Origin of the sequence: Salipiger sp. PrR003, from assembly GCF_010500785.1 — a bacterium.
GTDB classification, from domain to species: Bacteria; Pseudomonadota; Alphaproteobacteria; order Rhodobacterales; family Rhodobacteraceae; genus Salipiger; species Salipiger pacificus_A.
In genome coordinates this window covers 61,848-75,604 of sequence record NZ_JAAGOV010000021.1, presented here as the reverse complement: position 1 = coordinate 75,604, position 13,757 = coordinate 61,848, and the positions used below count along the sequence as shown (strand labels likewise).

The 13,757-nt window shown below is 66.7% G+C and carries 11 protein-coding genes; 5 read left to right on the top strand and 6 right to left on the bottom strand.

What is annotated here, in order from left to right:
• The first annotated feature begins 168 nt into the window (after positions 1 to 168).
• The 3 genes from G0D83_RS01485 (at position 169) to G0D83_RS01475 (ending at position 2,315) form a co-directional block, all read left to right on the top strand.
• Positions 169 to 1,041, top strand: coding sequence for an S-methyl-5'-thioadenosine phosphorylase (locus G0D83_RS01485; protein WP_164188893.1), 873 nt, complete (start codon positions 169 to 171; stop codon positions 1,039 to 1,041).
• Positions 1,042 to 1,114: 73 nt separating this feature from the next.
• Positions 1,115 to 1,738: a LysE family translocator gene (locus G0D83_RS01480; RefSeq protein WP_164188891.1), complete on the top strand. Its 624-nt coding sequence runs from the start codon at positions 1,115 to 1,117 to the stop codon at positions 1,736 to 1,738.
• A 37-nt stretch (positions 1,739 to 1,775) separates the two neighbouring features.
• Entirely contained in the window at positions 1,776 to 2,315 is a 540-nt protein-coding gene (locus G0D83_RS01475; protein WP_164188889.1) for an adenine phosphoribosyltransferase, read from the top strand.
• Positions 2,316 to 2,429: 114 nt separating this feature from the next.
• Here the strand turns inward: G0D83_RS01475 and phaZ are convergent, their stop codons facing one another.
• Complete coding sequence (gene phaZ / locus G0D83_RS01470; RefSeq protein WP_164188887.1) at positions 2,430 to 3,695, bottom strand: polyhydroxyalkanoate depolymerase; 1,266 nt, start codon at positions 3,693 to 3,695, stop codon at positions 2,430 to 2,432.
• Between the two features lie 161 nt (positions 3,696 to 3,856).
• Here phaZ and G0D83_RS01465 point away from each other — a divergent pair, with 161 nt between their 5' ends.
• A complete protein-coding gene (locus G0D83_RS01465; protein ID WP_164188885.1) occupies positions 3,857 to 5,653 on the top strand; it encodes an alpha/beta hydrolase in 1,797 nt (598 codons plus the stop codon).
• A 144-nt stretch (positions 5,654 to 5,797) separates the two neighbouring features.
• Entirely contained in the window at positions 5,798 to 6,250 is a 453-nt protein-coding gene (locus G0D83_RS01460) for a phasin, PhaP (protein ID WP_164188883.1), read from the top strand.
• A gap of 195 nt (positions 6,251 to 6,445) precedes the next feature.
• Here G0D83_RS01460 and G0D83_RS01455 read toward each other — a convergent pair whose 3' ends face one another.
• The 5 genes from G0D83_RS01455 to tldD all read right to left on the bottom strand — a co-directional run bounded on the left by G0D83_RS01455 (position 6,446) and on the right by tldD (position 13,673).
• On the bottom strand, positions 6,446 to 7,072 hold the full coding sequence (locus tag G0D83_RS01455; RefSeq protein ID WP_108966645.1) for a CoA transferase subunit B: 627 nt from the start codon (positions 7,070 to 7,072) through the stop codon (positions 6,446 to 6,448).
• Positions 7,072 to 7,776, bottom strand: a complete 705-nt coding sequence (locus tag G0D83_RS01450) for a CoA transferase subunit A (protein WP_108966646.1) — start codon at positions 7,774 to 7,776, stop codon at positions 7,072 to 7,074. Before G0D83_RS01450 ends, G0D83_RS01455 begins: the two co-directional genes overlap by 1 nt.
• 290 nt (positions 7,777 to 8,066) lie before the next feature.
• Positions 8,067 to 10,763, bottom strand: a complete 2,697-nt coding sequence (gene topA, locus G0D83_RS01445; RefSeq protein WP_164188881.1) for a type I DNA topoisomerase — start codon at positions 10,761 to 10,763, stop codon at positions 8,067 to 8,069.
• Positions 10,764 to 10,917: 154 nt separating this feature from the next.
• Positions 10,918 to 12,075 (bottom strand): DNA-processing protein DprA, encoded by a 1,158-nt coding sequence (gene dprA / locus G0D83_RS01440; RefSeq protein WP_164188879.1) that lies wholly within the window; start codon positions 12,073 to 12,075, stop codon positions 10,918 to 10,920.
• A gap of 176 nt (positions 12,076 to 12,251) precedes the next feature.
• A complete protein-coding gene (gene tldD, locus G0D83_RS01435) occupies positions 12,252 to 13,673 on the bottom strand; it encodes a metalloprotease TldD (protein ID WP_164188877.1) in 1,422 nt (473 codons plus the stop codon).
• Positions 13,674 to 13,757 lie beyond the last annotated feature (84 nt).

The following is a 13,757-nucleotide window of genomic DNA, read 5'->3' as shown; positions in this document are numbered from 1 at the left end:
CTGCCCATAAGGCACAGAGGCTGCGGGCGCTACCCGGAGGCGCCGAATTTCGGCAGATCCGCCACGAATGGTGCAAATCCGGCATTCGGAGGGGCCGCGGGGCGGCAGATCCCGCCCCTTTCCTTCGCCGACGCCGCGGGGCAGGCTGCGCGCAAAAGGAGACCGCGCATGGCAAAGACGATGATTGGGGTGATCGGCGGATCCGGGGTCTATGACCTCGACACGCTGGAGGACCGCGCCTGGGTGACGGTGGACACGCCCTGGGGAGCGCCCTCGGACCAGATCCTCACCGGCACGCTGGAAGGGGTCGAGATGGCCTTCCTGCCGCGCCATGGCCGCGGCCACCGGCTGTCGCCCTCGAGCGTGCCCTACCGTGCCAATATCGACGCGCTGAAGCGGCTCGGAGTGACCGACGTTGTTTCGGTCTCGGCCTGTGGCTCGTTCCGCGAGGAGATGGCGCCGGGCGACTTCGTCGTCGTCGACCAGTTCATCGACCGCACCTTCGCGCGCGAGAAGAGCTTTTTCGGCACCGGCTGTGTCGCGCATGTCTCGCTCGCCCGTCCCACCTGTCCGAGGCTCGGCGCTCATGCGCTCGCCGCGGCGCGCGATGCGGGGATCACGGTGCATGACGGCGGTACCTATCTCGCCATGGAAGGCCCGCAGTTCTCGACCCTCGCGGAATCGCGCCTCTACCGCGAACAATGGGGCGCCGACGTCATCGGCATGACCAACATGCCAGAGGCCAAGCTCGCCCGCGAGGCCGAGCTCTGCTACGCCTCGGTCGCCATGGTCACCGACTACGACTGCTGGCACGAGGATCACGGCGCGGTCGAGGTCTCGGACATTCTCAAGGTGCTGCAGGGCAATGCCGAGAAGGCCCGCGCGCTGGTCTCGCGCCTGCCGGCGCTGCTTGGGGCGAGCCGCGCGCCCTGCCCGCATGGTTGTGACCGGGCGCTCGAACATGCGCTCATCACCGCCCCCGCGGCGCGCGATCCCGAGGTGCTGGCAAGGCTGGATGCCGTGGCTGGCCGGCTGCTCTGAAAGTACTCATTCCGCCATTGCCCCGCGCGCGCCGCCGCGCCAGACTGCCCGCCGAACAGGACAGGACACCGCCATGCCCCTCGATCTCTGGCTGACCTTCGTCGCCGCCTCTGTCGCGCTGTTGCTGATCCCGGGCCCGACGGTGCTGCTGGTGCTGTCCTACGCGCTCTCCAAGGGCCGCTCGGTGGCGCTGGCCTCGGCGGCGGGCGTTGCGCTCGGCGATTTCACGGCCATGAGCCTGTCGCTCGCCGGGCTTGGTGCGTTGGTGCTGGCCTCGGCCACCGCCTTTACCGTGCTGAAGTGGATCGGCGCGCTCTACCTGGTCTGGATGGGGGTGAAACTGCTGCGCTCGGCCCCCGGTGCCGGGCTGGCGGTGCCCCGCGACGCGGTGAGCGCGCGCGGTGTCTTCGGTCATGCCGCGGCGGTGACCGCGCTCAACCCCAAGAGCATCGCCTTCTTCATCGCCTTCGTGCCGCAGTTCGTCGACGCCTCGGCGCCGCTCCTGCCGCAATTCGCGCTGCTGGTGGCCACCTTCGTCACCCTTGCGGCGCTCAACGTGCTGGCCTATGCGCTGGCCGCCGACCGGCTGCGCCGGCTGATCGGCCGCCCCTCGGTGCTCGCCTGGCTCACCCGCGCCGGAGGCGCGGCGCTGATCGCCATGGGCGCCCTCACCGCCACGCTGCGCCGCGCCGCCTGACCCTGCCGCGCGCGGCATCTGTCACAGGATCCTTCCGATGAAGCCTCCCAAGTCCATTCCCGATTACATCCGCACGATCCCCGACTACCCGCATGCAGGGATCCTGTTCCGCGACGTGACGCCGCTCTGCGCCGACCCGCAGGGGTTCCGTCTGGCGGTGGACCAGCTCACCCTGCCCTTCACCGGCCAGAAGATCGACAAGGTGATCGGACCCGAGGCGCGCGGCTTCCTGCTCGGCGGCGCGGTGGCGCACCAGCTCTCGGCAGGCTTCGCGGCGCTGCGCAAAGAGGGCAAGCTGCCGCCGCCGGTGATCGCGCAGAGCTACGCGCTGGAATACGGCGAGGCGGTGGTGGAGCTCTCGGAGCACGCCATCGCGCCCGGCGAGCAGGTGCTGCTGGTGGATGATCTCATCGCCACGGGCGGCACCGCCGAGGCGGCGGTGGCGCTCGTCGAGCGGCTTGGCGGCACCGTGGTCGGCGCCGCCTTCATCGTCGACCTGCCAGACCTCGGCGGCCGCAAGCGGCTCGAAGCGCTCGGTGGCAAGGTCCACGCGCTCTGCGCCTACGAAGGCCTCTGACCAATAAGACGCGGCGGTGCCTCTCGGCCCGCCGCGCTTATTCTCTTTGCTAGTACGCCGTAGGAAAACCCGGCCGTTAGGCCAGAGCGGACAGCGCCCCCCTTCCCGCAGAACTCAGGCGGCGTTGCTGTTGGCTGCCTTGCGGGGCGCGTTCGAGTTGCGGTCGATGAAGTCGAGCACCAGCGGCCGGATGTTGCTGCGCCAGCTGCGCCCGGCAAAGATGCCGTAATGGCCCGCTCCCGGCTCGAGGTGCCGGCCCTTCTTGCTGTCCGGCAGGCCGGTGCAGAGGTCGAGCGCGGCGACACATTGGCCCGGGGCCGAGATGTCATCGTTGGCGCCCTCGACGGTCATCACCGCCACGTCAGTGATCTTGCCGATGTCGACCTTGTGCCCGTCCACGATGAAATTGTTCGAGGCAATCTCACCGTTCTTGAAAATCCGCTCGACGGTCGAGAGATAGAACTCGGCGGTCATGTCCATCACCGCGAGATACTCGTCGTAGAAGCGGTTGTGCGCGTCGTAATCCGAGGCCTCTCCACGGGTGACGCGGAGGATCTGCTCGGAGAACGCCTTGGAGTGACGCTCGGCGTTCATCGACATGAAGGAGGCCAGCTGCAGCAGCCCCGGGTAGACCGCCCTTCCGACGCCCGCGTACTTGTACCCGACGCGCTGAATCATCGTCTCTTCGAGCTGGCCCATGGTCACGCGGTGGCCAAAATCGGTGACGTCGGTAGGGGTGGCATTGGGGTCGATCGGCCCGCCGATCAGCGTCATCGTGCGCGGCTGCGCGGCGGGCTCGAGTTCGGCGAGATAGGCGGTGGCCGCCAGCGTCAGCGGCGCCGGCTGGCAGACCGCGATGACATTGGTGTCCGGCCCAAGCGCGCGCATGAAGTCCATCAGGTAGAGGGTGTAGTCCTCGATATCGAACTTGCCCTCCGAGACCGGGATGTCGCGGGCGTTTTTCCAATCCGTGACGTAGAGCTCGCAATCGGGCAGCAGCGAGACGGCCGTGGAGCGCAGCAGCGTCGCGTAGTGGCCGGACATGGGCGCGACCAGCAGCACCTTTCGCTCCTTGGTCGGACGACCGACCACTTCGAAATGCACCAGGTCGCCAAACGCCTTTTCGACCACGGTGGTCGGTTCGACGACGTGGTCGCGGCCATCGTTGCAGGTCACCGTGCGGATGCCCCAGGCGGGCTTGACCACCATGCGCTCGAAGGTGCGCTCGGTCACCTCGCCCCAGGCGGCCATCAAGCCGATCATCGGATTGGGGATTGCCGCGAAGGCCGGATAGGAAGCCATGGTCCGCGCGGTGGCCCCGAGCCACTGGTTGGTGTTCCGGAAGGTTTCCATCAGATCGTAGGTCGCCATTTGACGCATGATGCGTGTCTCCTGAGATGCGGTCGCTCACAGCGTCCGGCCTTGCGCACCTCCCGTCACGCAATCACCGCCGATCCGGTCCCCGGACCAATTCGCCGCTTTGCCCCCCGCTCTGCCGCCGTTATTCTGCAACATGCCGAAAGTAGAGGGGATTCGACCTTATGACAACTACTCCGGGCACGGACGTCACGTCTGACCGCGCAAGACTCGAAGCAAACATTGAGAAGATCGAAGCCCTTTCTCAACGCCTTATGGAAGCAATTTCGCGACGTAAGCCGATCAATCCCGCGTTAAATGGCCCGGATCCGTTGCTCTACGGCAAGGCCGCGCAGGCCTACTGGATGGAGTGGATGCAAAATCCGGCCAAGGTCTACGAGCAGCAGGTGTCCTACTGGGGCAAGGCGCTCAGCCATTACCTCGAGGCGCAGGCGGCCCTGGCCGGTGGCCAACTGACGCCGCCCGAGGATACCGGCCCCCGAGACAAGCGGTTCGCGAACCCGCTGTGGGACAATCACCCCTATTTCAACTTCATCAAGCAGCAGTACCTGATCTCCGCCGATGCGATCCACCGGTCGATCGACGAGATCGACGATCTCGATCCCAAGGAAAAGAAGCGCCTGCGCTACTTCGCCCGGCAGATCGTCGACATGATGGCGCCGACCAACTTCTTCGCCACCAACCCCGACGCGCTGCAAAAGGCGCTCGAGACCGAGGGCGAAAGCTTGGTGAAGGGGATGGAGAACCTCGTCGCCGACCTCGAGGCCAACAACGGCGAGTTGGTGGTGCGTCTCGCCGACGAGAACGCCTTCAAGCTCGGCGAGAACATCGCCACCGCCGAGGGCGAGGTGGTCTACCGCAACCGCATGATGGAGCTGATCCAGTACAAGCCCACCACCGAGAAGGTGCGCGAGACCCCGATCGTGCTCTTCCCACCGTGGATCAACAAGTACTACATCCTCGATCTCAAGCCGCAGAACAGCCTGATCAGGTACATCGTTGACCAAGGATACACGCTCTTCGTGGTGAGCTGGGTCAATGCCGACGAGAGCTACAGCGACGTCGGCCTCGAGGAATACATCGAGGACGGCTTCTTGACCGCGATCCAGCAGGTCCGGGATATTTGCGGTGTCGCGCAGGTGAACGCGGTGGGTTACTGCATCGCCGGCACGACGCTCGCGCTCACCCTTGCCCTGCTCAAGCAGCGGGGCGACACCTCGGTGAAGTCGGCGACTTTCTTTACCACGCTCACCGATTTTTCCGATCAGGGCGAGTTCACCCCCTTCCTGCAAGACGATTTTGTCGATGGGATCGAGGCCGAGATCAACGCCAGCGGCATCCTGAAGAGCTTCATCATGTCGCGCACCTTCTCGTTCCTGCGCTCGACGGACCTGATCTACACGCCGGCGATCCGCAGCTACATGATGGGCGAGACGCCCCCGGCGTTCGACCTGCTCTACTGGAACGGCGACGGCGCGAACCTGCCGGGCAAGATGACGGTCCAGTACCTGCGCGGGCTCTGCCAGCAGAACCTCTTCTCTCGCGGCGACTTCGAAATCCTGGGGCACAGGCTCGACATCACCGACGTGGACGTCCCCCTGATGTCGATCGCCGCCGAGGGCGACCACATCGCCGCCTGGAAGGACTGCTATCGCGGCGTACAGAAGATGGGCTCGCGGTCGAAGACCTTCGTGCTGTCGGAATCTGGCCACATCGCCGGCATCGTGAACCCGCCGAGCAAGAACAAGTACGGCCACTACCTGAACCCCGACCTCAAGCTCTCGGCCGAGGATTGGCAGGCCGGCGCGGCCTTCCACGAAAAGCAATCGTGGTGGCCGGTCTGGGAGGCCTGGCTGCGCAAACGCTCGGGCAAACTGGTCCCCGCGCGCGCCCCTGGCGATTCGGCGCATCCCGCGCTCTGCCCCGCGCCCGGCGAATACGTGCGGGTAAAGGCCGCTTAACCTTGCGTCAATTCAGGACGTTGCACGATTTTTGCTGCGCTGCGGCAAAAAACCTTGAAATGCTGCACTGCAGCATTCATATTGTGTGTAGCCGATAGACAAAGCGCGGGGTGGGCCCGCCAGGCTGAATACGGGAATTTAAGGATGGCTAAGACTCAAGACTTCACCGCCATGATGAAGGACATGATGGGCGCGTTCCCCGTGGACACCAAGGCCATGGACGAAGCCTTCAAGACTTCTGCAACGCTGAACGAGAAACTCTCGGCGGTTGCGCTCGAAGCGGCCGGAAAGTCCACCGAGATCTCCGCCAAGTGGACCAAAGAAACGCTGGCGAAACTCTCCGACATGTCCAAGGTCAAGAAAGAGCCGGCCGACTATGCCAAGGCAATGACCGATTTCGCATCGGCGCAGGCCGAGGTCGCTGCCGAGAACATGGCCGCCTTCGCAGAGATCGCGAAGAAGGTGCAGATGGACACCGTCGAGCTGATGATGGCCGCTGGCAAGGACTTCTCCGAGGATGCCTCCGCGGCGGTCAAGAAGGCCACCGACGACATGACGGCAGCTGCCAAGAAGACCACCACGGCCGCCACGAAATAAGACGGATTTCGCCCCGGCCTCCCCGGGGCGAGCCGCTGTTGCGCCTTTCCTCTCCTCCCATGTATCCGGCGCAATGCGTGGGGCGGGCTCATCAGAGCCCGCCCTTTTTCTGTGCCGCGCCCGGATCCGCAGAGGACGCCAAAGAAAAACGCGGCCCCGGGGGGCCGCGTTCGGATAAGGCACTGGGACCGCGCCTCAGTCGACGATGGTCGCCTCGGTTGCCGCGCGCAGCTCGTCCTCGGTGACGCCCTCGGCAGTCTCGACGATCTTCAGACCGCCCTCGACCACGTCCAGCACGCCCAGGTTGGTGATGATCCGGTCAACCACGCCCTTGCCGGTCAGCGGCAGGGTGCATTCCTTGAGCAGCTTGCTCTCGCCGTGCTTGTTGGTGTGGTCCATGACGACGATGACGCGGCCAACGCCCGCCACCAGGTCCATGGCGCCGCCCATGCCCTTGACCAGCTTGCCCGGGATCATCCAGTTCGCCAGGTCACCGTTCTCGGCGACCTCCATGGCGCCGAGGATGGCCGCCGCGATCTTGCCGCCGCGGATCATCGCAAAGGACATGGAGCTGTCGAAATAAGAGGTCTTGGGCAGCTCGGTGATGGTCTGCTTGCCGGCGTTGATGAGATCCGGATCCTCTTCGCCCTCATAGGGGAAGGGGCCCATCCCCAGCATGCCGTTCTCGGACTGCAGCGTGATCTCCTTGTCGCCCACGTAGTTGGCGACAAGCGTCGGGATGCCGATCCCGAGGTTCACATACATGCCGTCTTCGAGTTCCTCGGCCGCACGCGCGGCCATCTGGTTACGATCCCAGGGCATTACACGTCCTCCCGCTTGCGCACGGTGCGCTGTTCGATCCGCTTCTCATGCTCGCCTTGGATGATGCGATGCACGAAGATGCCCGGCAGGTGGATGTGATCCGGGTCAAGCTCGCCCGGCTGCACGATCTCCTCGACCTCCATCACGCAGACCTTGCCGCACATGGCCGCCGGCGGGTTGAAGTTGCGCGCCGTCTTGCGGAACACGCAGTTGCCGGTGGTATCGGCCTTCCATGCCTTGACGATGGAAAGGTCGGCAAAAATGCCCTCTTCGAGCACGTATTCCTCGCCGCCGAAGACCTTGGTCTCCTTGCCCTCGGCCACCACGGTGCCGACACCGGTCTTGGTGTAGAAACCCGGGATGCCCGCGCCGGCGGCGCGCATACGCTCGGCGAGCGTGCCCTGCGGGTTGAACTCGAGCTCGAGCTCGCCCGACAGGTACTGGCGCATGAACTCGGCGTTCTCGCCCACGTAGGAGCTCATCATCTTCTTGATCTGCTTGGTGTCGAGCAGCTTGCCAAGGCCGAAGCCGTCGACGCCGCAGTTGTTCGACGCGATCGTCAGATCCTTGACGCCGCTCTCGACCATGGCGTCGATCAGCAGCTCGGGGATGCCGCAAAGGCCAAAGCCGCCCGCCGCGATGGTCATCCCGTCGAAGAGCAGCCCGTCCAGCGCCTCTGCGGCGGAGCCGTAAACTTTCTTCATTCCGTCCTCCCGAAAGAAAGAGTCTGCGAGACTTGTCACCCGCGGGACCCGCAGAGTCAACGAAGCCTCCCCCGCCGTTCGCGGGGTTCGCGCCAAGTCACTTTCGCATGCGCAGCAAACTGGCGCCGCGATGCAGCATTCCCAAGATTGGCAGGCAAGGGCAAGCCCTTTTCTTCTAGGCGGAAATGTCCCCGTTCGGGGCGCAGGGGCGCAGGGGCGCAACGCCGGACGTGCAACGGCCCGCGCCAACGGGGGCGCGGGCCGATCCGCCGAGCCTAATCTGGGCGCGCTCAGTCGTCGCCCGATTTCGCCGCAGTCTTCTTCGCCGGCGTCTTCTTCGCGGTTGTCTTTTTCGCCGTGGTCTTCTTGGTGGTCGTCTTCTTCGCCGCAGCCTTTTTCGGGGCGGCTTTCTTCTTTCCGGACTTCGCGGCCTTCTCGGCGATCCACTCGAGCGCCTGTTCCATGGTGACGCTCTCGGGGTCCGTATCCTTGGGCAGGGTGGCGTTCACCTTTTCCCATTTCACGTAGGGCCCGTAGCGCCCGTCGAAGATGGCAATCTTGCCGCCGTCCGGGTGATCGCCCAGCTCTTTCAGCGCCTTGGCCGCCGCACGGCCGCGCCCGCCCGGGTTGGCGCGCTTCTCGGCCAGCATCTCGACCGCGCGGTTCATGCCGATCTCGAAGACATCCGCCGGGTCCTTGAGGTTGACGTAGGTCGGCTTCGCGTCGTCGGGCAGCTGGTGCATAATGTAGGGGCCGAAGCGCCCGAAGTTGCTCGACACCGTGCCGCCCTCGGGGTGCTCGCCCACTTCGCGCGGCAGCGAGAGCAGCACAAGCGCCTTCTCCAGCGTCATCTCGTCCTTGGACCAGCCGCGCGGCAATGAGGCCCGCGGCGGCTTTTTGTTCTCGGGGGTCGGCTCGCCGCGCTGCACGTAGGGGCCGAAGCGCCCGGCCTTGAGCCAGATCTCGTCGCCCTGATCCTCGCCAAGCAGCCGCTCGTCGCCCTCGGCCCCCTCGCCCGCGATCGGGCGGGTGTAGGTGCATTCGGGGTAGTTGCCGCAGCCGACAAAGCCGCCGGTGCGCGAGGTCTTGAGATGCAGCTGGCCGGTGCCGCACTTGGGGCAGACCCGCGGATCGGAGCCGTCCTCGCGCGGCGGGTAGAGCTGCGGCGCCAACGCATCGTCGAGCACGTCCAGCACCTCGGAGATCCGCAGCTCGGAGGTCTCGGAGATCGCCGCCGAGAAGTCGCGCCAGAACTTGCCCAGCAGCGCCTTCCAGTCCATCTCGCCCGCCGAGACCTCGTCGAGCTCGTTCTCAAGCTCGGCGGTGAACTCGTAGCCCACGTACTTGCGGAAGAAGTTGAGCAGGAAGATCGTGACGATCCGGCCCTTGTCCTCGGGAATCAGGCGGTTCTGCTCTTTCTTGACGTATTCGCGGTCCTGGATGGTGGTGATCACCGACGCATAGGTCGAGGGCCGCCCGATGCCGAGCTCCTCCATCCGCTTGACCAGCGTCGCCTCGGTGTAGCGCGGCGGCGGCTGGGTAAAGCTCTGAGTGCCCAGCACGGCACTGTTGTCCGACAGGATCGACGACACGCCGGAGGCGGCGGTGGCGCGTTCGGCAGCTTTCTCGTGCTGCGCCTTGAGGCCCGACTTGGCAAAAGCAGCATTCTCGCCCTGCATGATCTGCGGCAGGCGCTTGTCGTCGTCATCCGCGACATCATCGCGGCCCTCTTCGTAGATCTTCAGGAAGCCGTCGAAGACGATGACCTGGCCGGTGGCGCGCAGGCCGACCTGCTGGTCGTCCGAGCCGATCTCGACCGTGGTGCGCTCGAGCTTCGCGGCCTCCATCTGGCAGGCGAGCGTGCGCTTCCAGATCAGGTCGTAGAGCTTGCGTTGGTCGTCCTCGCGCAGCTTCAGATCGCCCGCGTCCTTCGTCATGTCGGTGGGTCGGATGCACTCGTGCGCTTCCTGCGCGTTCTTGGCCTTGTTCTTGTAGATGCGCGGGCTGCCCGGCACGTAGTTTTTGCCGAAACGATCGGCGATGGCCTCGCGGCAGGCGGTGACTGCCTCGGGGGCCATGTCGATGCCGTCGGTCCGCATGTAGGTGATGTGCCCCGCCTCGTAGAGCCGCTGCGCCGCGTTCATGCAGGCGCGCGCACCCATGCCGAACTTGCGGCTCGCCTCCTGCTGCAGGGTCGAGGTCATGAAGGGCGCCGAGGGGTTGCGCGTGCTGGGCCGCGCCTCGACCGAGAGGATCTTCAGCGCGCGCTTGGCCACGGCCTGAACCGCCATCTCGGCCTGGGTGGCGTTCTCGAGATCGTAGCGGTCGAGCTTCTTGCCGGCGAGCGTGGTCAGCCGGGCCTCGAAGTCCTGCCCGCGCGGCGTCGAGAGCAGCGCCTTGACCTGCCAGTATTCGCGCGGGTTGAACGCCTCGATCTCCATCTCGCGCTCGACGATGAGCCGCAGGCAGACCGATTGCACCCGGCCCGCCGAGCGCGCGCCCGGCAGCTTGCGCCAGAGCACCGGCGAGAGGTTGAAGCCGACAAGGTAGTCGAGCGCCCGGCGGGCGAGATAGGCCTCGACCAGCGGCGCGTCGATCTCGCGCGGGTTCTGCATCGCCTCGGTGACGGCGGCCTTGGTGATCGCGTTGAAGGTCACCCGGCTCACAGCCGTGTCCTTCTTGATCGAGCGGCGCTTGGTCAGCGCCTCCTTCAGGTGCCAAGAAATCGCTTCGCCCTCGCGATCGGGGTCGGTCGCGAGAATGAGCGCGTTGTCGTTTTTCAGCGCTTCGGCGATGGCGGCGACGTGCTTGCGCGAGTCGCTGCCGATCTCCCAGGTCATGTCGAAGTCGTGCTCCGTGTCGACCGATCCATCCTTGGCCGGCAGGTCGCGCACGTGACCGTAGGAGGCGAGCACCGTGTAGTCGGATCCCAGATACTTGTTGATTGTCTTGGCCTTGGCCGGGGATTCGACGACGACGACGGGCATTAATGAGACCTCATTGCAACTCTGTGCTCAAAACGGCTTGCCTGCCGCTATGGCGGCGCAACATGTGGGACGCAAGGGGGAAATGTCAATGTGGGCCGCTCGCGGGCCCCTTGCAACGTAGGCAGATTGCCGCGATTTGGCGCGGAATCCGGGATCAGGAGGGGCGGCTGAGCAGCCCGCCGGGACGGCGTTCAAGCCGGCCCTCGAGCTCCAGATCGGTGAGCGCCGGGGCGATCTGCCCGACCGCGCCGCCAAGGTCGCGGATCACCTGATCCTCGGGCACCGGCACTGGTCCGAGCCGGTCGAGGATGCGCTGATGCAGTGCCAGCGTCTCGGCCCGGCTGCGGCGCTCGGGCGGCGGCGCAGGAATCTCTTCGATCACCTCCACGAGGTCGGGTGGCTCCGGCCGGGCCAGCGCTTCGATCACGTCTTCGGCATGGCGCACCAGCTGGGCGCCGTCCCGCAAGAGCAGGTTGCAGCCCCCGGCCCGCCCGTCGAGCGGATGGCCCGGCACCGCCAGGACCTCGCGCCCCTGGTCGAGCGCGCAGCGCGCGGTGATCAGCGAGCCGGACTTCACCGCCGCCTCGACCACCACGACACCCCGGGCCATGCCCGAGACGATGCGATTGCGGGTCGGGAAATGCCGGGCCTGCGGCTGCACGCCCATGGGCTGCTCGGACAGCAGCACGCCGCGCGCCCGAATCTCGGCGGCAAGCATCTCGATTTCCTTGGGATAAATGACGTCGACGCCGCCAGCCATGACCGCCGCCGTGCCGCCTCCGCCCCCGGCACCCTCCAGCGCTGCGCGGTGCGCCTCGGCGTCGATGCCGCGCGCCAGACCCGACACCACGAGCCAGCCAGCTTCAGCAAGCCCGCGCGCCAGCAATCGCGCCGTGCGGGCGCCGAGCGACGAGGCATTGCGTGCGCCCACCAGCGCAACGGTGGGGCGGCGCAGCAACGGCCCCTGCCCGATCACCCAAAGCAGCGGCGGCGCATCCTCCAGCTCGGCAAGCGCGGGCGGGTAGTCTGGCGCGCCGCGAAACACCAATCGGGCCCCGGCACGCGTGCCGGCCTCGAGCTCGGCCAGGACCACGCCCGCGGGACAGGTCCTGTAGTCCTCGACACCGGCCTCGGCCGCCACCGCCGGCAGCGCCGCCAGCCCCGCCGCGGCCGTCCCATGTTCCGACAGCAGCCGCCAGAAGGTCGATGGCCCCACTCGGCGCGAGCGCAAGAGACGGAGCCAGTCCAGCCGGTCGGCTTCCGTGGTGGGTGGGAGTGGGGGGTGGTTGGAAGTCTGTCTGGGCCCGGTCATCCTGATCCCGCCTCTTGCGAGATCCTCTCTACCCGATGACTGGTTAAGCAAGCATGAAGCGCCGCGCTCCACGGCGTCCGCCCTTTCGTCCTGAGCCAAGCGTTCCGGGGAGCGCGAGGGGCAGCAGCGCCCCTCGCCTCGGGCCCTGCCCCGCGCCCGCTGCGCGGCGCCGGGCCTCAGCTGCCGGCCCCGCCCACGGTCAGCCCGCCGATCATCACGGTCGGCTGGCCCACGCCCACCGGCACCCATTGCCCCTGCTTGCCGCAATTGCCCATACCCGGGTCGAGCGCCATGTCATTCCCCAGCGCCCGCACGTGCTGCAGCGCGGTCGCCCCGTCGCCGATGAGCGTCGCGCCCTTGACCGGGGCGCCGACCTTGCCGTTCTTCACCCGGTAGGCCTCGGTGCAGGAGAAGACGAACTTGCCGTTGGTGATGTCCACCTGGCCGCCGCCGAAGCCCACCGCCCAGATGCCGTCCTTGAGGTCCGCCACGATGTCCTGCGGGTCGGCGGCACCGCCTTCCATGATCGTGTTGGTCATCCGCGGCATGGGCGCATGGGCATAGCTCTCGCGGCGACCGTTGCCGGTGGCCGCGACCCCCATCAGCCGGGCGTTCTGCCGGTCCTGCATGTAGCCCACGAGGATGCCGTCCTCGATCAGCACGTTGCGCGCCGAGGGCGTCCCCTCGTCGTCCACCGAGATCGAACCGCGGCGATCCGGCAGAGTGCCGTCGTCGACCACCGTAACGCCCGGTGCCGCAACGCGCTGGCCCATCAGGCCGGCAAAAGCCGAGCTGCCCTTGCGGTTGAAGTCGCCTTCGAGCCCGTGGCCCACCGCCTCGTGCAGAAGGATGCCCGGCCAGCCCGGCCCGAGCACGATGTCCATGACCCCGGCGGGCGCATCCTCGGCCCGCAGGTTGACGAGCGCCACGCGCAGCGCCTCGCGCGCCTGCGCCTGCCAGGCCGACGGCTCCAGCAGCCCGTCCAGCAGGTAGCGCCCGCCGCCCGAGGCCGCCCCCTGCTCGCGCCGGCCGTTCTCCTCGACGATGACGGACACGGTGACGCGCGTCATCGGCCGCACGTCCGAGACCAGCCCGCCCTCGGGCCGCAGGATCGCGACCTCTTGGCACGACGCGGCGATGGTGGCCGTCACCTGCACCACCCGCGGATCGAGGTCGCGGGCAAAGGCGTCGATCTCGCGCAGCGTGTCGAGCTTGACCGAGAAGCTGTGCCCCGCAATCGGATCGGCGTCGGTGTAGAGTTTGCGGTTGGTGCCCGCGGGCGGCGGGGCGAGCACGCCGCCGCCATCGCCCACCGCCAACCGCGCGGTTTCCACGGCGCGGGTGATCGCCTGTTCAGAGATCTCGGTGGAATGGGCGTAGCCCGCCACCTCGCCACGCACCGCGCGCAGGCCGAATCCCTCGGAGGCGTCGTAGCTGGCGGTCCTGATTCGCCCGTCGTCGAGCACCAAAGCCTCGCCGCGGCGGCGTTCGAGGAACAATTCGCCGTCATCCGCCCCCGCGACAGCATTACGCAGCTGCCCCAGTGTGCGGTCCAGATCGAGGGCCGTTTCAAAGGGCCGGAAGGGGCTTTCGCTCATGGGATTGTCCTTTTAGATTTGATCTGGATCAAAAAAGTGCGCTTTTGCCGCAAGCGTTCATCTTTATTTGATGGGCGCAATGTG

What these genes read in the sequence shown, in the direction of transcription:
- tldD (WP_164188877.1), bottom strand. Translation starts at nt 13,673, where the DNA reads ATGAGCGAAAGCCCCTTCCGGCCCTTTGAAACGGCCCTCGATCTGGAC.
- G0D83_RS01475 (WP_164188889.1), top strand. Translation starts at nt 1,776, where the DNA reads ATGAAGCCTCCCAAGTCCATTCCCGATTACATCCGCACGATCCCCGAC.
- G0D83_RS01455 (WP_108966645.1), bottom strand. Translation starts at nt 7,072, where the DNA reads ATGCCCTGGGATCGTAACCAGATGGCCGCGCGTGCGGCCGAGGAACTC.
- G0D83_RS01450 (WP_108966646.1), bottom strand. Translation starts at nt 7,776, where the DNA reads ATGAAGAAAGTTTACGGCTCCGCCGCAGAGGCGCTGGACGGGCTGCTC.
- G0D83_RS01485 (WP_164188893.1), top strand. Translation starts at nt 169, where the DNA reads ATGGCAAAGACGATGATTGGGGTGATCGGCGGATCCGGGGTCTATGAC.
- G0D83_RS01480 (WP_164188891.1), top strand. Translation starts at nt 1,115, where the DNA reads ATGCCCCTCGATCTCTGGCTGACCTTCGTCGCCGCCTCTGTCGCGCTG.
- G0D83_RS01460 (WP_164188883.1), top strand. Translation starts at nt 5,798, where the DNA reads ATGGCTAAGACTCAAGACTTCACCGCCATGATGAAGGACATGATGGGC.
- dprA (WP_164188879.1), bottom strand. Translation starts at nt 12,075, where the DNA reads ATGACCGGGCCCAGACAGACTTCCAACCACCCCCCACTCCCACCCACC.
- phaZ (WP_164188887.1), bottom strand. Translation starts at nt 3,695, where the DNA reads ATGCGTCAAATGGCGACCTACGATCTGATGGAAACCTTCCGGAACACC.
- G0D83_RS01465 (WP_164188885.1), top strand. Translation starts at nt 3,857, where the DNA reads ATGACAACTACTCCGGGCACGGACGTCACGTCTGACCGCGCAAGACTC.
- topA (WP_164188881.1), bottom strand. Translation starts at nt 10,763, where the DNA reads ATGCCCGTCGTCGTCGTCGAATCCCCGGCCAAGGCCAAGACAATCAAC.